Below are 24,743 nucleotides of genomic sequence, written 5' to 3'. Positions count from 1 at the left end.
AGTTCCTTTAAACTCTTAAAGGGTTTTTTAAAAACCCTTTTATTTAACCCTTTGAACCTCTAAATATACTCTCTCAAAATTAAAGAATATACTTAAAAGAGTTCCAACTCTTGTATAAACTTCTGAACCACTTGCAACAAGTTGAAAAGATAACTTGTCAATAAAAGGATTTATCACCTCTTTAAAAAGCTCTTTTTGTAAATTTGTTTTTAACTCACCATTTATTTGTTGTTCAATCAAATATGAACAAAGGGTAAAAATAAATCCAAAGTTATCCTCTTGTGCAGTAAACTTACTCTCATCTCTTCTTATTTTTGTTTGAGCTAAAATATCTCTTACTTTTATTAACATCAAACCAGCTTCTCTCTCTTCATGATGCCAAGAAGCACTAAGAGATACAGAGTTTCCAAAAGGAACTAAAAATAGCTCTTGATACTGAACATAGAGTTCATTCTTCTCGTAATTTTTTAGTAATTCCTCTATTTCAACAATAATTTTTGAAAAATCTTCATCAAAAGAGTTTAAAGCTAAAATATCTAAATTTTCAATCAACTCATTCAAATGATTCTTTACATGTTCTTCAACAAAAAAAAGTGAAAGAACATTATAAATAAACAATCTAGCTTTATCAATATCTTTATTATGCATCTAATAATCCCTCTTTAATCATTAATTTTGCTTTACAATCTTCACAGCAGTAAAGTGTTTTAAGTTTTGTAGGATTTGAAGCAAAAAATGGCTTCATAACCGTAGCAACTTTTTCTATTGCTTTTGTTGTAGCAAACTCTTTTCCACACTCAATACAGGCAAAAAGTTTATCTTTTGCTAAAACATTCTCTTTAAAAAACATTGGATTTAAGTTAATAACATCTTGTTTTATACTTAAACAATCCTCTTCTGCACAACTTGCTACACAGTAACCACAGGCAGTACATAAAGATGGATTTACTCTAAGTTCAAAAGTTTTTGCATCTGCAATTAATGCATCAACATTACAGGCTCCCACACATGAAAGACATAAAGTACATTTGTCTTCATTTACTTTGATTAATCCATAATGGATATTTGGTCCAGTTTCTACAACACCTAAATCTTCATCTCCAACTATATGAGATACTCTATAAGAGAAAGCTTCTCTTTTTCTCATTGTTTGTTGATTAAAACTAAAAAAGCTGTTTTCTACGAAAGTTACTTTATTAATTGCTTCTTGAAGTTCACTCTCGTTTGTTGCAACAAGAACTGCATCTTTAGAGTATTTTTTTTGATAAATTTCATTTAAAATTCTAATTGCCTCAAGAGTCCCTTTTGATAACTCATCATTATAAAAAATCACCTGAGAAGAAGAGACTTGAGAAAAAGTCAATAAAGATAACTCATCTAAAAATTTACCACCCTCTATTTTAAGAGGTAATATTCCCTCTTTTAAACTAACATTTGTCTCTTTTAAATTCATATTTTCAGAGATAATAAGAGGATGGGTATCTTTATAATTAAGGCTTAATTCAAAAATTGCATCTTTATTTATTGGATTGTAATCAATTGCACCACTTGGACAAACAGAAACGCAACCACCACATCCTAAACAGTCGATATCAGAGAATTCTAAATGCTTTTTATCATCTATTTTTGTAATAGCTACAGTTGGGCAAACTTCAACACATTTTGCACAAACTTCATCTCTTCTTTCGTGATATTGACAAATAGTTGAATCATAACTAATATAGTTTCTATACTCATAATTTTGACAGTTTTCTCTAAGAGTGTTTATTACATCACTTATGCTTGTCTGATTTGGATCAAAAACACCACTTTGTTTTGAACCTTCATCTTTCATATCAAACCATACTATTTGGTCAACATTAAGCTCACTCTCACTATTTTCATCTTCAACAATAACTTTTAAAGAGCCAATAGAACCACTAATTGATTTTAAAATAGACTCTTCTATATGAAAAGTATCAAACTCATCTTTGTCTAAACTTTTCATAATAGCTTTAGTATCTTCACTGCTACTAGAGATAATTAAAAGTCTATTTCCTATCTCTTTTGATTTTGGGAAATCAGTTGCACAATCAAGTTTTTGTTCAGCAATTTCGTATAGTTTTTTAATATTTGAGATTTTGTTTTGTAAGCTATCTTCCGTATTTTTTTCATAAAATTCAATCTCATCTGCTAGAAGTTCACTTGAAACTTCATTTGAGTTTGAAATCAAAAAATTCTTTCCAGTAAGTTCCTCTAACTTTGAAGTTACATAAATTGATTCATGTAAAGGAAACTCTAATTTTGTTTGCGAATAATAGATATATTCTTGCATAACCTATGCCTTTAAGTAAAATATATTTTACCAATTCTATATAGTCTAATCTTAAACGAACCTTAGTTTGTCTTTTCTTCATTCCCCAGCAGTAAAAGTGTTACCCATCTACACTTCAATAAATTTAAACAGAAAAATTAATTTTACATTTTCTTTACTCTTCCATAAATATTTACACACCTTTAGATATAATCAGTTTTATTAAGGAGTCCAATGTTATATAGATTTATTATTTTTATTTTTTTATGTATATTTGCATTAAGCTTTTTTAGGAGCAATGTATATAGCTCAAAAGAGATTGTTTTAGGTACATCTTTACCTAAAGAGGGGATTATGAAGGCTTGGGGAAGAGGAGTACTTTTAGGAGCAAACAGTTACTTTAAATATGCAAATGAATCCAATCTAATAAATGAAAAAAAATTTGTATTAAAAAGTTACGATGATAAATATGAACCAAATTTAACTTTCAAAAATAGTAATAATTTAATCTATAAAGATAAAGTATTTTCACTTTTTGGTTTTGTTGGTACTCCTACAGTAAAAAATATTTTACCCATATTAGCTGATACAAGAATACCATTTTTTGCTCCTTTTACGGGAGCTAGTTTTTTAAGGAACACAAATATTTCAAATATTATAAATCTAAGAAGTAGTTATACAAAAGAGATAGAAAAAATAATCTCTTATCTAAATAAAGTTAGAAATATAAAAAAATTTGCAGTATTTTATCAAAATGATGATTATGGAGAAGAGGCGTATACTGCTCTTGTACAGACTTTGAAAAAGAATAAATTAACTTTAGTTAGTGAAGGAAGTTATAAAAGGAATACTCTATCAATAACCCATGCAATACATGAGATGAAAGATAAAGAGATTGGAGCTATTATAATGATTGGTGCATATAAAGCAAGTGCACTTTTTATTGAAAAGGCTAGAGAAATTCCTAATCTAAAAGAGACACTTTTTGCAACACTATCTTTTGGTGATGCAAATGCAATGTTAAAAGAACTAAACCATAAAGGCGAAAGAATAATATTTTCTCAGGTAGTTCCTGACTATAACTCAGATATTAAAATAGCAAAAGAATATAGAAAACTTTTAAAAACTTATTATCCTGATTCTTGTTATAGTTTTATCTCTTTTGAATCTTTTCTTGCTGCAAAAGCTGTTGTAAAAGCAATAAAAAGAACTCAAAATCATATTACAAATGAGACTTTTATAAAGGCACTAAAATCATTAACTCCCGAAGAGATGGATGGACTAAATATCAATTTTAAAAATAATCAACTTTTAAATGATACATATCTTTTCGAGTATAAAAATTCAAATTTTAAAGAGATTAAATATGAAATCAACTAATATAATTGACTTTATTGATAATATTACTTTTAAATATAAAACCTATATTCTAATATTTATTATAACAGGAGGTATGTTATCAATTATTATCTTATCTCAAATCTCAACTTATGCTATAAAAAATGACTATGAAAGACTCTTTGAAAAAAGAACAAAACCTCTTATTCTTCTTGAGAGTTTAAAAGATGTTTATGAGATAAATGTTTTAGATACAATTTATGATATAAAGAATAACAATATCAGTTTTGAAAATGGAAAAGAGGTTTTAGAGTTAGCTAAAAATCTTTCAAATAATTACTGGAATCAGTACAAACAAAACAGAAATAGTGAGTTTGAAAATAATTTTTTCCTTCAAATTATAAAAAAATTATTTATAGAAAAAAACTATGAATACAAAAATGAAGTGCTTTTAGAGAGTTTGATGACAAATATTGATAAAAAAATGGAACATATTAATAACTATATAAACTACTTTGATCTAAATTCGTATAATGAAGTAAAATATGAAACTAATAGTATAAAAATCTATATTACAAGTTTAATTAACTATGATTTAAAAGTAACTATTGATGAAAAAAGAGATACAAATAGACTCTTTAATTATATTTTTCTTTTTTCTATTTTATCAATTGTATTTGTCTTTATCTTTTCTATTCTATTATCTATAATTATCATCAACAACTTCAAAAAACTTCATAAACTCTTGGAATTAAAAGTTGAAAGAAAAACTAAAGAATTAATGGAGCTTAATGATAATTTGGAAAAAAGAATTGAAATTGAAGTTAAAAATAGTAGAAAAAAAGATTTAATTATGTTTCAACAGGCAAAACTTGCCTCAATGGGAGAGATGCTAAATAATATAGCCCATCAATGGAGACAACCACTTGGTTCAATATCTATGATTATACAAAGCTTTCAGACAAAAATGGAGTTTGGCAAACTAACCCCTGAATTTGTAGATACAAAAGTAAAAGATGCCCTACTTTTAGCAGATAATATGTCAACAACTTTAGATGATTTTAAAAACTTCTTTACTCCTGATAATATAAAAAGTAAATTCAGTCTAAAAAATTGCATAGAACACTCTTTTGAGCTCTCTAAATATGTCTTAGAAAAATACAATATTCATCATACAATTGAAATGAAAAAGGATATAGTTATAGATGGTTTTTATAATGGTCTTTCACATGTATTATTAAATTTGATTAATAACTCAAAAGATGCCTTAATGGATAAAGATTGTTGTCTCGTTAAGGAGATAAGAATAGTTGTAATACAAGCTAGAAAAAAAGTTATTTTACACTTTATGGATAATGGGGGAGGCATCAGTGATAAAATTCTTCCTAAAATATTTGAGCCATACTATACAACAAAATATAAAAGTGCAGGAACAGGTATTGGACTATATATGTCTAAACAGATTATTGAAAAACATATGAATGGTTCTATTAAATGTAAAAATATCAAAAATCCACGACCCAATTGTGATAACTGTAAATCAACTCTCTTTATTCTTGAAATACCTTTTCAATGATATTATTTTAAAATAATTTTTGTTACAATTATAAAATTAAGGTTGTGTTATGATAGTAAAAGATTTAAATATATTAAAAAATTTCAATGTACTTTACATAGAAGATGATGTTCAACTTTTAACGCATACAAAAGATGTTTTAGAAGATTTTGTAAATAATATTTTTGCAGTTGAAACAACAAAAGAGGCACTTAATATTCTCTCAAATAAAAAAATTGATGTTATTATCTCAGATATTTTATTGCAAGATGATAATGGAATAGATTTTCTAAACTACTTAAAAAAAGAGAAAGATATTCAGATTCCTACAATTCTTACAACGGCTCACACAGATACAAAATATCTTTTAGATGCCATTAAATTAAAAGTTGAAAACTATATTGTAAAACCAATAAATATAAAAGAGTTATTAAACTCATTACATGATGTATTGTTGCCATTTACTCAACAAAAAGAGATACAAAAAAATATCAATATTATTAAAATGATTGGTGCTGTAACAGATAGCAAACAAGTTGATGTTATAAAATATCTAATAAACAATTTAAATAATGATAATTTGATTAATACTTCATATAGTGAAATTATGAGTGAAATATCTATTTCAAAACCTACGTTAATCAAACTTTTTAAAGAGCTTTCAGAAAAAAATATTCTTGTAAAAACAGCTCACAAAACTTATAAATTTGATGAAAATGCTTTGGATAATATCTAAATAAAAAGTCTCCAAAGAGGAGACCTTTTATACTTTTTGTTCTTTTTTTAACTTTTTATAGTATGTACTATGTAAAATTTCAACCTCTTCTTCCTCTTTATATCCAGTTACCATACTATGGATTGCACCTTTAATTGCAAAAACTGACATATAAACATGGGTAAAGAACAGTGCTGAAACTGCCATACCAAGTATATTGTGAACAATTACACTTAATCTTAAAAAATCAATTTGTGATAATCCAAATGATTTAATAATTTCTAATTCAAAATCTTGGAAATACATTGCTGCACCAGTTAAAATCATAACTATTCCACCAAATGTACATAACCAAAACCACATTTTTTGCCCTGCATTAAATTTTCCTGCAGGAATTGGGTCTTTTCTTTTATTTAGATAACCTCCAAGAATCATCATCCATTTGATATCATCACTTGTTGGAAGCATCTCTTTAAACCACATTACTAGCATAGGAATCACGGCCACACAAAAGAAAGGAGTAGCAATCGCGTGTAATTCTTTACAAGTCTTAACAAAAAAACCTCCACCAAGATAACTTCCAAATATCATTACAAATCCTGTTGGTACAAGAACAATAAAAGATACTCCAGCTATTGTGTGAATAGTTCTATGAAAAATATTAAATACTTTTATCTTTTTTCTATCATGTGAAAAGATCATTGGTCCAATAATTAAATAGTGAACCATAAAAACAAAAGGAATAGCTAACATTACAACTAAAAAGGCAATAGTAAAGTATTTATCTTGAAGTAGAGTAAACCACTTTCCTAACTGCAAACTGCCCTCTTTATCGTAGGCTAAAATATTAGCTACTAAATCCTTTCCCCAAATAGCACTTTCACTAGCAAAAGCTAGTGAAGTTAGTGCTAAAAATATAATTAGTAGATATTTAAGTTTCATATCTTACTCTTTTTTTACATTTTCATAGTTCTAGAATTATGGTCATGACCTCTTGATAAAACTCTAGTTCTAAATATCTCTGATACTTTTTCAGAATCACCCACTAAAAGAGCATTTGTTGCACAAACAGAAGCACATAAAGGAACTTTTCCTTCAGCAATTCTATTTTGTCCATACAGTTCTCTCTCCTCATGTGAGTTAGTCTCAAGTGGACCACCAGCACACATTGTACATTTATCCATTACACCTTTTGTTCCAAAAGCCCCATCTCTTGGGAACTGTGGAGCGCCAAAAGGACAAGCATAAAGACAATACGCACAACCAATACACTTCTCTTTGTCATGAAGAACAATTCCATCTTCTCTTATATAAAAACAATCTACTGGACAAACTTTTTCACAAGGTGCGTCAGTACAATGCATACAAGCAATAGATAAAGAGTACTCTAATCCCTCTTTACCTTCATCAATTGTTATTACTTTTCTTCTTGCAATTCCTGTTGGTAATTCATGAGCTTCAGCACAACCAACACTACAAGCAAAACACTCAATACATCTATCTTCATCACAATAAAATTTCATTCTTGCCATTTCACTCATCTTCTACTCCTTACGCTTTTTCTATTTTGCATAAACCAGCATTAAACTCAGGTATTTGAGTGATAATGTCAAATCCATAGTTTGTAATTGTATTTGAGCTCTCACCAATAGCATATGGTTTTGTTCCTTCTGGATAATTTGCACTCATATCAACCCCTTGCATAATTCCTGCAAAGTTGTATGGTAAGGCAATTCTATCAGGAGTAACTCTATTACTGTATCTTGCTTTTACTTTAATTTTTGTCCCTTGAGGAGAGTGTAACCACATCATATCCCCATCTCTTAATCCATAATCTGAAGCTAGCTCAGGATTTATGTTTGCAAACATCTCTGGTGTAATATGAGAAAGATATTTACTTGTTCTCTCTAACATACCAGCACCACTTAAGTTTACAAGTCTCATTGTAACCAGCATTGTTGGGAAATCTTTTGACCAATCTTGTGCTGTTTGCTCTGATTTAAATCTAACATCAACCCTAAAATTATTTGTTTGGTCATTATAGGTTGGATATTTATTAACTAAATCATTTCTTGGCGAGTGAATTGGTTCTCTATGTAATGGAATAGGATCAGGGAAAATCCACACTTTAGCTCTAGCTTTTGCATTTCCATATACACATACTTCTGCTTCATTACATTTTTCTTGAATAATTCCACTAAGGTCAACTTTCCAGTTTGCACCCATTTTGTTTCTCTCTTCATCAGTTAGTTTGATTCCAAGAACTTTTTCAATATTCTCTTTAGTAATCTCTGGATATCCACCTTTTACTTTTGAACCTTTTACACTAACTCTTTCATCTGGTAATTGAGAAACTCCATCATGTTCAAGACCAAATCTATTTCTAAATCCCATACCACCTTTACTCATAGGTGTTTCAACATCATATAAAATTGGACTTCCAGGGTGTTTTGTATCCCAACAAGGCCAAGGTAAACCATAATATTGACCTTTCATTTTTCCTCTACCCTCTAATGATATAGGATCAAATAGGTGCCAATTTTCTTGATGTTCTCTTAATCTTTGTGCAGTCCATCCACCAAGACCAATTGTTTTAACTGTTCTTGCAACTTCATTTGCTGCATCATCTGGCCAAACAAAATTATCTTTTACAACTTTATACTCACCATCTACAACATCCATTTTCATAGCTTTTGTATATTCATCATAAAAACCAAATTTTTTAGCAAATTCAAACATTAAATCGTGGTCAGTTTTTGATTCGTAAAGTGGATCAACAACTTTACTTCTCCATTGAGATGTTCTATTTGTTGCAGTTACACTACCTTCTGTTTCAAACTGTGTACACACAGGTAGAATATAGATATTATCTGTTTTTTCAGTAACTACTGCTGCTTCATTTACAAATGGTTCAGCAACAACTAATAGATCCAATTTATCAAGGGCTTCTTTAACTTTTGCAGTTTGTGCCATTGATGTAATACCTGTACCTTGAACCCATAAAGCTCTAATTGGACTTGAAGAGTATGTTTTCTCTTCTTGTAATACACCTTGCCACCATTTAGCAAGTGAGAAACCTTTTTCATTCATCCATTTTGGTGCTGCAAATCTACCTTTAAGCCATTCATAGTCAATTCCCCATGCTTTTGCATAGTATTTCCATGATGCATCACCTAATCCATAATATCCAGATAAACTATCGGCAAGACAACACATATCAGTAGAACCTTGAACATTATCATGTCCTCTAATGATATTACATCCTCCACCTTTTTTACCCATATTTCCTAATACTAATTGTAATATTGGAAGAATTCTTGTATTTGATGTACCAGTACTGTGTTGAGTAATACCAAGTGCCCAAACTACTGTTGCAGGTTTTGTTTTTGCTAACAGTGTTGCAATTTGTACAATTTGTGAAGCAGGAATACCTGTTACATCAGAAGTCTCTTCAGGAGTCCATTTTTTAGCTTCTTCTCTTACTTCATCCATCCCATATACTCTACTATCTATAAACTCTTTATCTTCCCAGCCATTTTTAAAGATAACATGCAATAGTCCATAAATAAATGCTACGTCTGTACCTGTTCTAATTCTTAAGTAGTGGTCAGCTTTAGCTGCTGATTTTGTATAAACTGGATCAACAACAATCAGTTTTGCTCCATTTCTATCTTTTGCTTGTAAGAAATGTTTAAATCCAATTGGATTTGCAACTGCTGAGTTTGCACCAATCATAAATATAGCTTTTGAGTGTCCAACAACATCACCAAAGTGATTTGTCATAGCGCCATAACCCCATGTATTTGCCACACCGGCAACTGTTGCACTATGTCAGATTCTAGCTACGTGGTCTATATTATTAGTACCCCATAAAGCAGCAAACTTTCTAAAATAAAAAGCCTGTTGTAAGTTAAATTTTGCAGATCCAAGAAACATTGCTGAATCAGGACCATTCTCTTCTCTTAGTTTTAACATCTTTTCAGATATTTCGCTAATTGCTGTTTCCCAAGAGATTCTTTGCCACTTACCATTTACTTTTTTAAGTGGATGTTTTACCCTTTGTTTACTTTTAACTAAATCGATTTGATCAATACCTTTACAACAGTGACTACCCTCACTAATAGGGTGGTCTTGTGCAACGTCTTGTCTAATCCAAACACCATTTTGTACTTCTGCAATAATTCCACAACCAGCAGAACAAATACTACATATTGTTTTAACTCTCTTTGAACCAGGAAAAGGATTTTTAACCTCTTCATCAGTAGCTTCTCTTACACTGTCATTCGAAGCAAATAGCGAAGTAGCCCCAACTCCTGCACCAATTGATGCAAGTTTTAAGAAATTTCTTCTACCCATTTTCAAAGATAAGTCATTGAGTAAATTTTTACCCATGATTCTTCTCCTTAATAACTAGCTTTGTAAAAAGCATCCCATTGGGCTGTTTCTTTGTATAAAATCTCTTTTTTAGGAGATTTTCCTACAACAACACCATTAGTAGACTTAGTTTTGTTTTCGTTACTTGCCAATGAAGCTGTAACACCAACTGCTGCAACTGCAGCGCTTGTTCCTAGAGCTTTAATAAAGCTCCTTCTTTGATTTTTCATTTTCTTCTCCAAAAAGTTTTTTCTCTTTAAGAGATGACTAAAAAAACCTGATTTTCTTAGTCATCTCTTAATATTGAGAAAAACAAGTTTTATAAACTTCAAACTTCTTCAAAATCCCTTTTAGCTCTTTTTTTAAACTCTTTTTTTTCTCTTTGAAATATATTTTGTTGAACTCTTTTCTCTTTTTTTTCAACACTTTTTACATTTAATAAAGCTCTTTCTAGCTCAATAAAAACTTTTAATAAAACTGCAATATCTTTATAAAATTCACTACATTCATGGGAATGTAAACTTTCAATAAACTCATCAATCATCCCATTTAAGATATTTGAGAATACCTCTAAGATAATCTCATCTTCATTTTCATCATTTAATAACTTTTGTAAAAATGAAAAAATAAAACAGATATGATCTTCTGCTTCTTTGAAATTTTGAGAATCTCTTCTAAATTTTGATTTCAAAACTATATTTGTCATCTCTACTCTTTTTTTTCCATCATCTCTATCTTCTATATAAAACGAGGCAGTCATTGGAATAAAAGTAGTACTAGGACTAAAGAAAATATTGTTATTCTCATCAAGAAGTAGTTCTTGTGCATTCTCTTTTTTTAAAAAATTTTCAATGTTTTCAAATGCACTTTTACTATTCTCTTCAATTGGAGACTTACTTAAATATGTTATCATCTCTACAAGTTTTTGAAAATTTTCTCTATTCTCAATAAATGAAAAAGCCAAAGAGAAAAAACCATAATAAAGCGCTCTTGCACTATCTAACTCTCTATTTTTCATACTAATTGTCTCCTTGTAACTTCATCTTTGAACATAACTTTTGGTTTACACTCTTCACAACAGTAAAGGGTTCTTTGTTTGGTTGGATTATCAAAGAAGTTCAACATAATTGAAGCAATTTTTTCAATTGCCTTTTTTGTAGCAAACTCTTTACCACATTCAACACAGGCAAAAAGTTCATCTTTTGCCAAAATATTCTCTTTGAACCACATAGGTTCAAGTTTTATAACACCTCTTTGTAAACTTAAACAATCTTTTTCAGAACATGAAACTTCACAATAACCACAAGCTGTACATAAAGAGGGATTAAATCTTAAAGTATTATCTTTTGTATTAGCAGTTAAGGCATTCATTTTACATGCACCAACGCAAGAGGCACACAAAGTACATTTGTTTTCATCAATATTTACAATACCATAAGATGCAGTTTCATCTAACTTTATCTCTCCAAAATTCTCTTCACCCACTAAATGAGATAATCTAATAGCAAATGACTCTTTTTTATTTGATTCCAAACTATTCAAAATATATTTAGAATTTTCAATAAATTGAGCATTTTTTATAGCTAGTTCTAAATCCTCTTTAGATGAAGGTGTTAAAATTGCATCTTTTTTATATTTTCTTTGATAAATCTCATTTATTAAATCAATTGAGTCTTGTGCTGGTTTAGTAAAAGATTTTGAATATAATATAAGTTGAGAACCAGACTCTTGTAAAAGTGTTAATAAAGTTGCTTCACTAAAAAAATTTTTTGCTTCTATAATAAGAGGTAAAACAGACTCTTTTAATTCAATATTTAAATTTTCAATATCTACTTTTTTAGGGATAATCAAAGGGATATGATTATTATAAAGTTTTGCTAAACTTGAAATTGATTTTTCTCCCAAAGGTGCATAATCTATAGCTCCTGAAGGACAAACACTAACACAAGATCCACAATTAGCACAATTTATATATGAGAACTCTAGCTCTTTTTTTTGACTATTTTTTACAATTGAGTCAGTTGTACAAACATCAACACATTTGGTACAAATCTCTTCTCTTCTTCCTTTGTATTGACAAAAAGAACTATCATAAGTTGTAGTTTTTTTATACTCATAATTTGTTATATTTAATCTGAGATTTCCAATAACATCATCAATTGAACTTTTTAAAGGATCAAAACAACCACTAAATTTTTTTGCAAGTTTTCCTTTGTCAAACCAAACAATTTGATGAATATTAAGAGTATATTCCTTTTCCTCTTCTTCTATTGTTACCTCTAAATTTCCAATATGACCTGCAATATTTTTTATTTTTTCAGAACTTACATGATATAAATCAAACTCATTATTAACAACTCTATTTATAAAATCATTTTTTTGAGTCTCACTACAAATAAGTAAGACTTTATTGCCTACAATTTGTGTATAAGCAATATCTTGTGCATAATCAAATTTTATTGCATTTATCTCATACAATTTTTCAATATTTTTAATTTTTGATGATATTGAGTCTTTTGTGTTTTTGATATAAAAATCAATCTCTTTTGCTACTACTTCAGAGTTTATTGCTTCACTATTTGAAACAATATATCTAATTTCACTATTTCCAACTAATTTGTTAGTTACTGTAATTGACTCAGAAAGTGGGAATTCTACTCTCTCTTTACTATAATATATATATTCGCTCACGGCAAAACCTTTCGGTAAAAAATACTTTACCCTAATTGTATACCTATAAAACTTATACTAAACTTATATATACCTTATTTTTTTAAATTATTTTATAAATTTATTTTATTTTTGATTTAAGTGTTAATTTTAACAAATATAAAATTATAATTTTTTATAGTAATTACAACAATATCCATAAAAAAGGATATGTAAAGAAAAAATAAATTGTAGATATTAATAAAATAATTTAACTTTTTATTATAAAAATGAATGAATATTCATTTTTATATTTAATTTTTTTTATACTTTTTTTTTATTAATTATAGTAAATTCTAATATTGATAAATGAAATTAAAATTAAAATAGAGCAAAAAGTAAAATTTTTTTACATATTTATTACATATCTTTCTACATTTATAAAATTTCTTGTTTTAAAATATAAAGTGATATCATTCCACCAACAAAGAAAAAGGAAAAAATTGAAAATAGATATAACTAAAATTGCTAATGTAATACTTTATATGCTAGATGAGAGTATAAAACATCTAAATGACAAAAAGTTGTCAATTTTACTCTTTTTAATAGATTTTGAACATTTTAAAGAATTCGGACAAAAAATATTCAATGAAGAGTATATAAAAGATAAAAGGAACCCAGAACCAGTTATATTAGGTGAAATTTTTGAGATTATTGCAAATGGTGAAGATCTTGATGAAGATGATGAAAGACTTTATATGATTGAAGAGTTATTGGAATATCTTGATATTGAAATATTAACAAAAGAAAAATTTATTGAACTAAAGTTTCTAAAAATGGAAGAGGAGTTTGATGAGACTCTTTTCACAAAAGAGGAACTTAAAACAATTAAAGAGATTGTTAAAAAATATAAAGAGGATAGTGTAAGAAATGTTGCTAATTCAACTTTTCAAATTGAAGAGGTGAGAAGAGCACCTCTTGGAGAGATTATTTTTTAAAAACTCTCCCACTCTTCTGTATCTTTATCTTCTGCTTTTATAACTCTATTATCTTTTTTATTATTAGCTACTTTACTCTCGCCTTTTTTTAAAGATTTTTGTTCCCCTTTTTCTTTAATATCATTTTTCCCTCTAAACTCTTTTTCATCTGCATTTTTTACAATAAGTTTAGCAATTGAATCTGTTTGTAATGCAATATCATTTGTATGCATTGCAACTTCTGCATTTTTTTGTGTTTGTTGATCAAGTTCTGCAATAGCATCATTTATCTGTTCAATTCCCAAAAGTTGTTCTTTACTTGACATATCAACATCAGAAATAAGTGCAATAGTTTTTTCAATATTATCATTTAGAACTTGATATCCGTTTATCATATCAGTTGCTATCTCTTTCCCTTCATCTGCTTTTTTTGTAGCAGACTCAACCATTCCTTTTATCTCTTTTGCTGCTTCAGCACTTCTTGTAGCAAGATTTCTAACCTCTTGAGCAACAACAGCAAACCCTTTTCCTGCTTCACCTGCTGTTGCAGCTTCTACCGCTGCATTTAAAGATAAAATATTTGTTTGGAATGCAATTTGATCAATTACACTAATTGCTTCATTAATAGCTGAAACTTGTGAATCTATATCTTCCATAGATTTAACTGTATTTGTTGCTAACATTTGTCCTTGTTTTGATGAAGTTGTAACATTGTTAGAAAGTTCCGCCATTTTTGCAATATTTCCAGTATTGTTTCTTATATTTCCTGTCATTTGTTCTAGAGCTGCTGCAGTTTCTTCTAAAGATGAAGCTGCTTCAGAAGCACTCTCATTCAAAATTCTAACATTTTGTAATAGTGTACTTGAGGCATTATGTAATGTAATACCGTTTGTTTTTCCTTCAATTAGCATTGATGTAATTGATTCTCCCAATCCATTAACTCCATTTGCAAGTTTTAATAGATCTTTTTTTACTCCATCGGTATTTACTCTATCCAAATAGTTAAATCTTGAATATTTTTCCAATATCTCTAAAATTGAGTCAATATTGTTTTCTAAGTTTTCTGCCATTTTATTTAAAACTGATTTTAATTGCATCATTGCAGGATTAGAGACATTTAAATGTAATCTTTGGCACAAATCACCTTGCTCAAATTCACCTAAAACATTGATTGTTTCATCAATTAAAGCCCTATCCTCTTTAATACCTTTTTGAGCTTTTAAAATATTTGTATTGATTAAATCAGACATATGACCAAACTCATCTCTGCAACTGATTTGTTTAATTTCAACATCAGTACTCTCTCTATTTAAATAAGCAAAAAAGTTTTCTAATCCATCATTTATAAAATTTACTTTTGTAACAATCTCTTTTGTAATCATAAAAAAGATAAAAGAGAGAACAATTAAAATTGAAGCAATTATTGCAACTGCTTTTATTAAAGAGTTCATAAATTGAGTTTGAATATCATCAATAAAAATTCCACTTCCTAAAACCCAGTTCCAAGGTTCAAATTTTTTTACATATGATAATTTTTCAAATTTTTCTTCTGTATTTTGTCCATCTATCAACTTCCCTCTTAAATAAACAACAAATCCTGAACCACCATCTTGTGCCAAAGCAACAAAAGATTGAAACATATTTTTGTGGTCAACGCTAATTACTCTACCATCATTATATTGTTCACTAATTGCATTATTATTACTTGAAGAATCCATAACTTGACCATTCTTTGATGAATCCATTGGATGCATTACCATTTTAGGATATGGTAACTCAGTATTATTTATCCAAACGTAATTGTCTCCATTATATCGCAAAACTCCTATTGCATTTTTTGCTCTATTTTTAGCCTCCTCTTCATCTATCAAACCGTTTTTAAAATTATTATATTCATTTTCAACAATACTATAGGATAACTCTATAATACTTACAAGTTTATCTTTCTTGTCTTTTAATAACTCTTTTTTTTGTTCAAGAATTAATATTGAACTTAATAATATCATTGATATTAACGTGACAATAGCAATAATTAACATTTTTTTAAACACTTTTAAATGTCCAAAAAATTTTCTCCAAATTTCATACACAGCATACTCCTAATATTTACTAAGATTAATTTAAAAATTAAAATTAGTAAAATTCTAAAATAAAAATTATTTTTTTTAACTTAAAAAAAGTTAAATTTTTTTTACTAAATTATAAAATTGCAGATATTTTAAAAAAAGTAACAGAAATTACTTTTCATATTTTTTAGTGGAAAGTTCAACACCTTCATATGATGTTGTTTTTATAGCTTCTAAAATATTTTCAATTTTAACGCTATCATCATATATAACAGTTACCTCTTTTGTATTGAGTTTAGCACTAACTTTTTCAATACCATCAAGATTTTTTACTGCTTTTTTTACAGCCATTGTACATAAAGGACAATGCATTCCTTCAACTTTAAAAACTGATATATTTGAGCCAAAAAGAGCACTTGCTATAATTGAAATAAAAAATAAATTTTTCATATCTACTCCATGAATAGGGGGATTAACTCTGGATACAAAAGAACAAAAAGAAAAAAGAGTAATAAAAAAGATATAAAAAAAGATTTTTTTATTTTTTCTTTTTTAGTACACTCACAAGAGTTATTTCTCATATATTTTTTTATCCCATAAATAAAAAGAATTATAGTTAAAATTGCAAGGGGAATTCTTGCATAAGTAAAAGTTGTGAAATAACTTAATAATCCACTTGATATTCCAAAAAAAATAAATAAAAATGCTGGTAAACAGCAAAGTGTAGATAAAAGTGCAGTTATTACTGCACCAATTATCGGTAAATTTATTTTTTTCATACTCTCTCTTGAGAGGTATAACTATATGAAAAAGATTTTGGATCATAATAATTTAATGCATCTTCTCCCTCTTCAGCATATGGATATCCTAACATATTAAGTGGATATTGTTCTGGTTTTGGATTTAATACAAAATCTCTTGCATGGTTAAATGCCACCCAGTTCATCTCCCAAGAACCAAACATATATTTTTTTGTATCTTGGATTTTTTTATCTTCATTTTTTAGATTTTCTGCAAGTCTTACTTTTGTTACATCAGCTGGATCTGCTTTAACCCAACCTAAACCACTTATATAAAACTCTGCTCTACAGTGTTGTCCACCTGTAATATTAGCAAATCCTTTTTCGTCTGCTTTTCCACAAGCACCAGAAATTTTTGATTTTCCAGCTCTAATACCAAAAACTTCCCTTGCAGGAATATTTGAGTTTCTAAGTAGACAAACAAATACAGAACTTATATCTGTACATTTTCCACCAAACAGTTTCTCTTCAAGTGCTTTTCCAGCATCTCCAAGTCCACATCCAACTACACTATTATCTCTATACATAGTTGTAACTGTCCAATCATAAATAGCTTGTGCTTTATCAAGGGGAGTTTTAGCATTTTTTGTAATGCTATTTGCCAAAGTTTTTATTTTATCATTTACAGGAATATGTGCTGTAGGCTCTAAATAAGTTTTAACCTCTGCTGTGTAGTTTTGATCACTTTTTGCTTTTGATAAGTCAACTGTTTTTTGATTTGTAATTACTTCAAAAGTAACAGTTAACTCTTTCTGTTTGTTTCCATCTGACCATAAAACATATAAAACTTTTGAGTCATATGAATTATTAACAAGCTCAGCTTTTTCATAATTTCCATCATATTTTATATCTACTAACTCTTGATAGTTAGAAGTTAAAGGAACAGGGATCCATAGTTGAGTTTTCTCTTTACTAGGTTCAATTTTATAGGTATTAGTAATAGTGAATTTTCTAAAACCATCTTTTATTCCAAAAGGATTTGTTTGGGTTTGGGCAAAAACAAAACTTGGACTAACCATTGCTGTTGTTGATAGTAGAGCTGAACTCTTTAGAAATGTTCTTCTTTTCATAATTTTCTCCAAATTAATTTTTGAAGCATATGTAGGCATAAATGTTATTAATTTATATCTAACCTAAACCTTAGGTTATGCTTTTATTTCTCTAAACTATATTAGATGTTAAATAAAACTAATCTTAAATGGTAAAATATTTTTTCCTATTATAAAGAATCTATATGCTCCTTGATTAAGTCAATACAAATCAAAATATATTGTAAATGCATAAAATTAAAAAATAAAAATATGTAATTAATTAATGATAAATTTAACATTTTTAGTAAATTATTTATAAATAATGTAAAAAAAATTGATTAAAAGAATAAAAAATAAAAATTTTTTTAGTATACTTATATTAAACAATTTTTTAAGCAAAAGTAAATTTTATTTTACTTTAGTTTAGCTATAATGTAACTTTAAAAATATTGAATGTAAAATTAATAAAACATTAGACCTATGTAGTAGGTGTACATAAATTTTTAGTTCTTAATTAAACTTCTTATTTACACCATTATCATATATTTAATTAGGAAAAAACATGAATAACGATGAATATCGATTAACCAAGTTTGTTCAAGCTGCTGGTTGAGCTGCAAAGATGGGTCCGGGTGACCTGAAACAAACAATTTGTAGTCTAGTACCAAAAGATAGCAATATTCTTGTAGGGTTTGAAAACAGTGATGATGCTTCTGTTTATAAACTCACTGATGATATTGCGATTGTTCAAACTTTAGATTTTATTACACCAGTCGTTGATGACCCATATATTTATGGGAAAATTGCAGCAGCCAACTCTCTATCTGACGTATTTGCTATGGGTGGAGAAGTAAAGACTGCCCTAAATATTGTGGGCTTTGATAGAAAAAATAATGACAAAAATGCATTAAAAGAGATTTTAAAAGGTGGAAATGAAAAAATCCTAGAGTGTGGAGGATTATTAATGGGTGGACATACCATTGAAGCTCCTGAAATGTTCTATGGATTGTCTGTAACAGGTGTAGTTCATCCAAATAAAATATATAAAAATAACACTGCAAAAATTGGACATGTTTTAGTTCTTACAAAACCTCTTGGTATTGGGATTTTAACAACAGCAATTAAAAGAGATTTAATAAATGAATCAACCAAAAAAGAGGCAATAAAAGTAATGGAATCTTTAAACTATTTGCCTTCAAAAGTTTTGAGACAATATGATGTTAGCTCTTGTACAGATGTAACAGGCTTTGGTCTTTTAGGACATGCTTTAGAAGCAACAAATGAACTTACATCTTTTGCCATACATTGTGGAGAAGTTCCTATTATTCAAGATGCGCAAGATTTTGCAGAACAAGATGTAGTTCCAGGTGGAACAAAAAGAAATATGAAATATATGGAAGATAAAACAACTATCATGTGTGATACTTCAAAGTGTTATCAACTATATTGTGACGCCCAAACATCTGGTGGACTGTTAATAGCTATGGATGCAAATGATGCAAAAGAGTATATAAAACAAATTGAAGTGTTAACCCATGGTTATGCAAAGATTATTGGAGAGGTTATTCCAAGAGGAGCTACTCCTATTATAATCTATTAGAGTTTGGCGAGAAGGCGTAGGAATCGAACCTACCGAGGCGTTTACACAAAAACCTCCAATCAGGGTTGAAGCCTGTGGTATCCACCAGGAACACATGCCCTCCAAACTTTAAAGACTGTAATTTTACAATATTAATATTAAAAAACTCTGAAAGGGTAAAAATGATTTTACTTAAATCAATTCCTAAAGTGGACAAATTTGTCTCAAATCCAGCCTTTAAAAATTGCTCAAAACAATTGATTATTTCCATTGTAAAAGAGCTTTTTGAGAACCTAAGAGAAGAGATACTTTCACAAAGAATTGACTCAATCAATGAAGAAGAATTAGTATCTAAAACTTTAGATAAATATAATCAAATCACCTCTTCTTCACTAAAAAAAGTTATAAATGCTACAGGTGTAATTATTCATACAAATTTAGGAAGAAGTTTAATAGATAAAAATGTTTTTGATAGAGTAAAAGAGATTGCTACTTCATATAACAACTTAGAGTATAACCTTGAAGAGGGGAAAAGAGGAGAGAGATACGCTCATATATCAAAAATTATATGTAAATTATTAGGTTGTGAAGATGTTTTAATAGTAAACAATAATGCCAGCGCAGTTTTTTTAGTACTAAATACTTTTGCAAAAAACAAAGAGGTAATTGTAAGTAGAGGTGAACTTGTAGAGATTGGTGGAAGTTTTAGAATTCCAGATGTAATGAATAGCAGTGGAGCAATACTAAAAGAGATTGGAACAACAAATAAAACCCATACAAAAGATTATCTAAATAGTATAAATGAAAATACCGCTATGTTAATGAAAGTACATAAGTCAAACTACTCTATTGAAGGTTTTAGCCAAGAGGTTGGTTTTGAAAAAATAATTGATATGGCAAATGAAAATAGCCTAATTGACTATTATGATATGGGAAGCGGACATATTGTAGACCTTCCTTATGGTTTACAAAACAAAGAGCCTTCTGTACTTGATTATATGAAATTCAACCCCTCTCTTCTTAGTTTTTCTGGAGATAAACTTTTAGGTTCTGTTCAAGCGGGAATAATAGTTGGAAAGAAAAAATATATTGAAAAACTAAAAAAGAATCAACTTCTTAGAATGTTAAGGGTTGACAAACTAACTTTAGCGCTTTTAGAAGAGAATATGAAAGCCCTACTTTTAGAAAAATATGAAGAGATTCCAACACTTAAGATGTTATTTAAAACTACTGATGAATTAAAAGAAAATGCTACTAAATTAAAAAATGAGATTGACTCTTTATGTAAATGCTCTCTTGTAAATACATCAACACTAATAGGTGGAGGAACAACGCCAAATCAAAGAATCCCTTCTGTTGCACTTAGTATTCAAATAAAAAATTATAAACCTAATAAAATAGAACAACTATTTAGAGAAAATAAAATTATTGGACGAATTGAAAATGATAAGTTTTTACTAGATTTTAAAACTATTCAAGATGATGAGATAAAAATAATTGTAGAAAAAATTAAAGAGATAATAAATGGCTAATTATATAATAGGTACTTGTGGTCATATTGACCATGGGAAAACTTCACTTATCAAAGCTTTAAATGGTTTTGAAGGAGATAGCACAAATGAAGAGAAACAAAGAGGAATCACTATTGATTTAAGCTTCTCAAATATGAAAAGAGATGATAAAAATATAGCTTTTATTGATGTACCAGGACATGAAAAACTTGTTAAAAATATGATTGCTGGTGCTTTTAGTTTTGATTGCGTTATGATTGTTGTTAGTGCAAATGAGAGAATCAAACCACAAACAGTTGAGCACCTTGAAATTCTAAATCTATTGGGTGTTAAAAATGCAGTTTTAACTATTACAAAAAAAGACTTAATAGAAGAGTCTGAACTTGAATTTGCAATCAGTGAAATTGAGGAGTTTATTAAAGAGTTTGATTTTAATCTTCTTTTTACATCTGCTGTTTCAATTTATGATGAAAAATCTATTAATGATTTAAAAGATAGACTTTTTGCATTAGATGCAAGTACAAAAATTGAAGAGAACTTTTTTAGATATTATGTTGACAGAATATTTTCAATACAAGGAGCAGGAACTGTTGTAACAGGAACTGTTTTGGGAAAACCTATTAAGTTAGAAGAGAAAGTTTTTATTTGTGATACTAAAAAAGAGGCAAAAATAAAGAAACTTCAAGTTCACGGTAAAGAGGTTGAAGAGTCAAATATTTCAAATAGAACAGCTATAAATTTGGCAGGAATAAAAAAAGAGGAGATTCAAAAAGGATTTGTAATCTCTAAAAAAGGATATTTAAGAGGTTTTTCTATTATTGATATCTCTTTTAATACTTTAAAAAACAAAAGTTTAAAACACAATACAAACTACTCAATATTTATTGGCTCAAAAAGAGTTGAAGGAAAAGTTTTACTTTTCAATAATTTAGATTCACTTGAAAGTGGTTTTGCAACCCTTAAGCTTGAAGAAGAGATTTTTAGTATCTATAAAGAGAAACTTATAATTAGACAAGGAAATCATACAATAGCAGGGGCAAAAATTTTATCTCCTATCTCTGATCCATTAAAAAAGAGTCAAAAACTTCAGTTATTACAAGTTTTAGAAGAAGAGAATATTAACCAAGCATATAAAATACTTCTTGATGCACATAAGAAAGGTTTGGGACTTATCTCATCTGCTCAAAGATTTGCCCTTAATCATGAAAAAGCTTTAGAGTATGCAAAAGAGTTGGAAGATGTATTTATAGATGAACAAGCTTTAATTATTTATCCTATTGAGACAAAAGAGTTAATAAAGGATTTTATTAAAGAGATATATATGAAAAATCAGTTTGCATTTTTATCTAACCAATCAATTGCTTTAAGACTTAAGTGGGCAAGTCAAAACTTTATTCAAATTGCTCTAAATGAGTTAGTTAAAGAGAACTTTTTAGTAATGGATCAAGCTTTATATAAAAATCCAAATATAACAATTGACTTTAAAACTTCTTTGGAAACACAAATATTAAAGAGATTGGAAAATGAGAGTATTACTCCAACTGCACCATATAATATCTATGATGAGATGGATTTAGATAGAAAAGTTGGTGATGATATTTTAAAATCTTTATGTAACAAAAAAGTGGTATTAAGACTGCAACATAATATATTTATCCATGCTCAAAGCTTAACAAATCTCGTAAATGAGATGAAAAAAATTATAAAACAAGATGGATATATTGATCTTCAAAATTTAAAAGACAAATATCCAATAAGTAGAAAATATCTAATTACATATTTAGACTATCTTGATAATTTTTCTGAGATTAAAAAAGAGGAGGATAAAAGAGTATTTATAAAATAAAATACTCTTTCTATCTTCTATAAAGCATATTGCCAATAAAGAAGTGCAATAGCTGTAATACTTAAAATTCCTAAAATATTAAATATCATTCCAAATTTTGCCATATCTTTTACTTTTACAGCACCACTACTCATTGCAATTGCATTTGGTGGGGTTGCTATTGGAAGCATAAAGGCATAAGAGGCACAAATTGTTGCAACAAGAAGAATAAGTGTTGTATCAATATTTGTAACTTGGCTTAATGAGTAGATTATCGGAAGTGCAATTGAGATTAATGCTGTATTTGAAGTGATCTCTGTTGTAAAAGTAATTAGTGCAGCTACAAGCATTATTAAAAGTATAACTGGTAAATTTGTTAACTCTAAAAGATATTTTGCAATCTCTAAAGCTAAACCTGTTGAAGAGAAAGCTGCAGCTATAGAGAAACCAGCACCAAAAAGGAAAATTATCTCATAAGGGATTTTTTTCATATCTTCCCACTCTAAAAATCCAACTTTTGGGACTAACATCAAAAGTCCGTAACTTAATAAAATACCTTTTTCATTTAATCCCAAACCTGAATAATATGGTTCAATTTTTGAATTTACCAAAAGAAGAAGAACTAAAGAACCTAAAATATATAGAAGTCTTTTTTGATCTTTTGTAAGTTTCTCTTTATGTGATAACTCTGCATCAAATCTAATATCATTTACTCCTATTGAAAGAAAGAAAGGGATTATCAATAACATAAAAAAAGCTAAAGGAGCTGTTAAAAATATCCATTTAATAAATGGTATTGCCTCTAAGGCATGTTGATCCATAAATCCAAGAAGGATTAGATTTGGTGGAGTTCCAATAGGAGTTACAATTCCACCTATACTTGCTCCATAGGCAATAGATAAAACTAATCTCATTTTTAGTTTTATATTATCTGTTAAATACATAGCAATTGGTATCAACAAAAGAGCTGTTGTAGTATTAGAAATAAGAGAACTTAAAAAAGCAGCTGTAATTGAAAGGGAAAATAAAATTCCTCTTGGTGTATTAGGAAAAAGTGTTAACAATTTATTTGAAATATACACATGAAGATGGGTCTTTTGGGTAGCAATTGCAATTATAAAACCACCTAAAAACAAAAAGATAATTGATTTTGAGTAATTTAAAGAGGTTGCTTCAGTACCTAATATACCAAAACTAGGGAAAAGGACAATGGGTAGCAAAGATACAACCCCTATAGGCAAAGCTTCATTTGTCCAAAGAACCACTAGCATAACAATCAATGCCAATAGTATTGAATGTTGTGTATTAAATGCAATAGTTGCCAAAAAATAACTAGCAAAGGTAAGAATTGCAGTAAATAAAATTTTATTCATATATTGCCTCATTTTGTTTTTTATTTATATTAAGTAAAAAAACTTAAAAGTAAAGCCAAATTTGATAAAAATAGAAAACTATTTTTAAAATAGTGTAAAAACTTAATAAAAAAATTAACTTATATATAATTAGTGCATTTTATTTACATATTATAACTTTTAAACAACTAAATAAATTAAATATGAAATAATATTATAATTTACACTTAATTGTCATTAAAGCTAAGAAATAATATTCTAAGTAATATTATTCTTCAAGGACTTTGAAATGCATGAAGTTAAACTCGACAGAAAAATAATGATTGTTTCAGAAACCGACGCAAAGGGAACAATTCTCTATGCCAATGAAGATTTCTGTAAAATATCTGGTTATACAAAAGAGGAGCTTATTGGCAAACCTCACAATGTGGTAAGGCATCCAGATATGCCAAAAGCTGCCTTTAAAGATTTATGGGAAACAATACAAAGGGGCGATATCTGGAAAGGTATAGTTAAAAATAAAACAAAAAATGGTGACTATTATTGGGTAAATGCAACTGCTTATCCTTCTACTAGCCCAAATGGAAATAAACGATACATCTCAATAAGAATTATGCCAACCAAAGAAGAGATTGAAAAAGCAGAAAAACTCTACAAAACCCTAGATTAAAGGATTAG

General features: G+C 28.4%; 21 protein-coding genes and 1 tRNA gene. 8 read left to right on the top strand and 14 right to left on the bottom strand.

The features are described 5' to 3' along the window. Nucleotides 1-39: 39 nt before the first annotated feature. Both AEBR_RS06570 and AEBR_RS06565 read right to left on the bottom strand, forming a co-directional pair. Nucleotides 40-648, bottom strand: coding sequence for a TorD/DmsD family molecular chaperone (locus AEBR_RS06570; RefSeq protein WP_129087586.1), 609 nt, complete (start codon nucleotides 646-648; stop codon nucleotides 40-42). Then, a complete protein-coding gene (locus AEBR_RS06565) occupies nucleotides 641-2,314 on the bottom strand; it encodes a 4Fe-4S binding protein (protein WP_129087587.1) in 1,674 nt (557 codons plus the stop codon). The genes AEBR_RS06570 and AEBR_RS06565 overlap by 8 nt, the downstream gene beginning before the upstream one ends. Nucleotides 2,315-2,527: 213 nt before the next feature. On the opposite strand from AEBR_RS06565, the gene AEBR_RS06560 reads away from it, so the two are divergent. The 3 genes from AEBR_RS06560 to AEBR_RS06550 are packed head-to-tail and all read left to right on the top strand — an operon-like array spanning nucleotide 2,528 to nucleotide 5,922. Beyond that, a complete protein-coding gene (locus AEBR_RS06560) occupies nucleotides 2,528-3,673 on the top strand; it encodes an ABC transporter substrate-binding protein (protein WP_129087588.1) in 1,146 nt (381 codons plus the stop codon). Then, nucleotides 3,660-5,207, top strand: coding sequence for a sensor histidine kinase (locus AEBR_RS06555; protein ID WP_172658865.1), 1,548 nt, complete (start codon nucleotides 3,660-3,662; stop codon nucleotides 5,205-5,207). Before AEBR_RS06560 ends, AEBR_RS06555 begins: the two co-directional genes overlap by 14 nt. A gap of 49 nt (nucleotides 5,208-5,256) precedes the next feature. Continuing rightward, nucleotides 5,257-5,922: a response regulator gene (locus tag AEBR_RS06550; RefSeq protein WP_129087590.1), complete on the top strand. Its 666-nt coding sequence runs from the start codon at nucleotides 5,257-5,259 to the stop codon at nucleotides 5,920-5,922. Nucleotides 5,923-5,949: 27 nt separating this feature from the next. Here AEBR_RS06550 and AEBR_RS06545 read toward each other — a convergent pair whose 3' ends face one another. The 6 genes from AEBR_RS06545 to AEBR_RS06515 all read right to left on the bottom strand — a co-directional run bounded on the left by AEBR_RS06545 (nucleotide 5,950) and on the right by AEBR_RS06515 (nucleotide 12,966). Next, on the bottom strand, nucleotides 5,950-6,843 hold the full coding sequence (locus tag AEBR_RS06545) for a formate dehydrogenase subunit gamma (RefSeq protein WP_129087591.1): 894 nt from the start codon (nucleotides 6,841-6,843) through the stop codon (nucleotides 5,950-5,952). A 14-nt stretch (nucleotides 6,844-6,857) separates the two neighbouring features. After that, nucleotides 6,858-7,433, bottom strand: a complete 576-nt coding sequence (fdh3B, locus tag AEBR_RS06540) for a formate dehydrogenase FDH3 subunit beta (protein ID WP_410471278.1) — start codon at nucleotides 7,431-7,433, stop codon at nucleotides 6,858-6,860. Nucleotides 7,434-7,452: 19 nt separating this feature from the next. After that, nucleotides 7,453-10,293: a formate dehydrogenase subunit alpha gene (locus tag AEBR_RS06535; protein ID WP_129087592.1), complete on the bottom strand. Its 2,841-nt coding sequence runs from the start codon at nucleotides 10,291-10,293 to the stop codon at nucleotides 7,453-7,455. An 11-nt stretch (nucleotides 10,294-10,304) separates the two neighbouring features. Next, nucleotides 10,305-10,505, bottom strand: a complete 201-nt coding sequence (locus AEBR_RS06525; RefSeq protein WP_129087593.1) for a twin-arginine translocation signal domain-containing protein — start codon at nucleotides 10,503-10,505, stop codon at nucleotides 10,305-10,307. 98 nt (nucleotides 10,506-10,603) lie between these two features. Continuing rightward, nucleotides 10,604-11,293 (bottom strand): TorD/DmsD family molecular chaperone, encoded by a 690-nt coding sequence (locus AEBR_RS06520; protein ID WP_129087594.1) that lies wholly within the window; start codon nucleotides 11,291-11,293, stop codon nucleotides 10,604-10,606. Continuing rightward, nucleotides 11,290-12,966, bottom strand: coding sequence for a 4Fe-4S binding protein (locus AEBR_RS06515; RefSeq protein WP_129087595.1), 1,677 nt, complete (start codon nucleotides 12,964-12,966; stop codon nucleotides 11,290-11,292). The genes AEBR_RS06520 and AEBR_RS06515 overlap by 4 nt, the downstream gene beginning before the upstream one ends. A 461-nt stretch (nucleotides 12,967-13,427) precedes the next feature. Here AEBR_RS06515 and AEBR_RS06510 point away from each other — a divergent pair, with 461 nt between their 5' ends. Then, complete coding sequence (locus tag AEBR_RS06510; protein WP_129087596.1) at nucleotides 13,428-13,922, top strand: type II toxin-antitoxin system antitoxin SocA domain-containing protein; 495 nt, start codon at nucleotides 13,428-13,430, stop codon at nucleotides 13,920-13,922. On the opposite strand, the gene AEBR_RS06505 is transcribed toward AEBR_RS06510, so the two are convergent. From AEBR_RS06505 to AEBR_RS06490, 4 genes are all read right to left on the bottom strand, one after another. Next, nucleotides 13,919-15,991: a methyl-accepting chemotaxis protein gene (locus AEBR_RS06505; protein WP_228712186.1), complete on the bottom strand. Its 2,073-nt coding sequence runs from the start codon at nucleotides 15,989-15,991 to the stop codon at nucleotides 13,919-13,921. The two genes, AEBR_RS06510 and AEBR_RS06505, sit on opposite strands and share 4 nt — an antisense overlap. A gap of 147 nt (nucleotides 15,992-16,138) precedes the next feature. Further along, nucleotides 16,139-16,417, bottom strand: a complete 279-nt coding sequence (locus AEBR_RS06500) for a heavy-metal-associated domain-containing protein (RefSeq protein WP_129087597.1) — start codon at nucleotides 16,415-16,417, stop codon at nucleotides 16,139-16,141. Between the two features lie 2 nt (nucleotides 16,418-16,419). Next, nucleotides 16,420-16,746 carry a transporter gene (locus AEBR_RS06495; RefSeq protein ID WP_129087598.1) on the bottom strand — a complete coding sequence of 109 codons (327 nt, stop codon included), beginning with the start codon at nucleotides 16,744-16,746 and terminating at the stop codon, nucleotides 16,420-16,422. Then, nucleotides 16,743-17,837 (bottom strand): transglutaminase-like domain-containing protein, encoded by a 1,095-nt coding sequence (locus AEBR_RS06490; RefSeq protein ID WP_129087599.1) that lies wholly within the window; start codon nucleotides 17,835-17,837, stop codon nucleotides 16,743-16,745. Before AEBR_RS06490 ends, AEBR_RS06495 begins: the two co-directional genes overlap by 4 nt. A gap of 523 nt (nucleotides 17,838-18,360) precedes the next feature. Between AEBR_RS06490 and selD the strand changes: the two genes are divergently transcribed. Continuing rightward, complete coding sequence (selD, locus tag AEBR_RS06485) at nucleotides 18,361-19,398, top strand: selenide, water dikinase SelD (RefSeq protein WP_206732676.1); 1,038 nt, start codon at nucleotides 18,361-18,363, stop codon at nucleotides 19,396-19,398. A gap of 4 nt (nucleotides 19,399-19,402) precedes the next feature. Here selD and AEBR_RS06480 read toward each other — a convergent pair. Then, nucleotides 19,403-19,501: transfer RNA gene (locus tag AEBR_RS06480), tRNA-Sec, on the bottom strand. Between the two features lie 58 nt (nucleotides 19,502-19,559). Between AEBR_RS06480 and selA the strand changes: the two genes are divergently transcribed. Together selA and selB are read left to right on the top strand one after the other, a co-directional pair. Then, nucleotides 19,560-20,909: an L-seryl-tRNA(Sec) selenium transferase gene (gene selA, locus AEBR_RS06475; RefSeq protein WP_129087601.1), complete on the top strand. Its 1,350-nt coding sequence runs from the start codon at nucleotides 19,560-19,562 to the stop codon at nucleotides 20,907-20,909. After that, nucleotides 20,902-22,734, top strand: a complete 1,833-nt coding sequence (gene selB, locus AEBR_RS06470) for a selenocysteine-specific translation elongation factor (protein WP_129087602.1) — start codon at nucleotides 20,902-20,904, stop codon at nucleotides 22,732-22,734. The genes selA and selB overlap by 8 nt, the downstream gene beginning before the upstream one ends. Nucleotides 22,735-22,751: 17 nt before the next feature. Here the strand turns inward: selB and AEBR_RS06465 are convergent, their stop codons facing one another. Further along, complete coding sequence (locus AEBR_RS06465; protein ID WP_128982940.1) at nucleotides 22,752-24,086, bottom strand: SLC13 family permease; 1,335 nt, start codon at nucleotides 24,084-24,086, stop codon at nucleotides 22,752-22,754. A 268-nt stretch (nucleotides 24,087-24,354) separates the two neighbouring features. Here AEBR_RS06465 and AEBR_RS06460 point away from each other — a divergent pair, with 268 nt between their 5' ends. Further along, nucleotides 24,355-24,735 carry a PAS domain-containing protein gene (locus AEBR_RS06460; protein WP_129087604.1) on the top strand — a complete coding sequence of 127 codons (381 nt, stop codon included), beginning with the start codon at nucleotides 24,355-24,357 and terminating at the stop codon, nucleotides 24,733-24,735. Nucleotides 24,736-24,743 lie beyond the last annotated feature (8 nt).

It is taken from the genome of Halarcobacter ebronensis (genome assembly GCF_013201825.1).
GTDB lineage: Bacteria > Campylobacterota > Campylobacteria > Campylobacterales > Arcobacteraceae > Halarcobacter > Halarcobacter ebronensis.
This window is presented reverse-complemented; position numbering and strand designations above follow the sequence as displayed.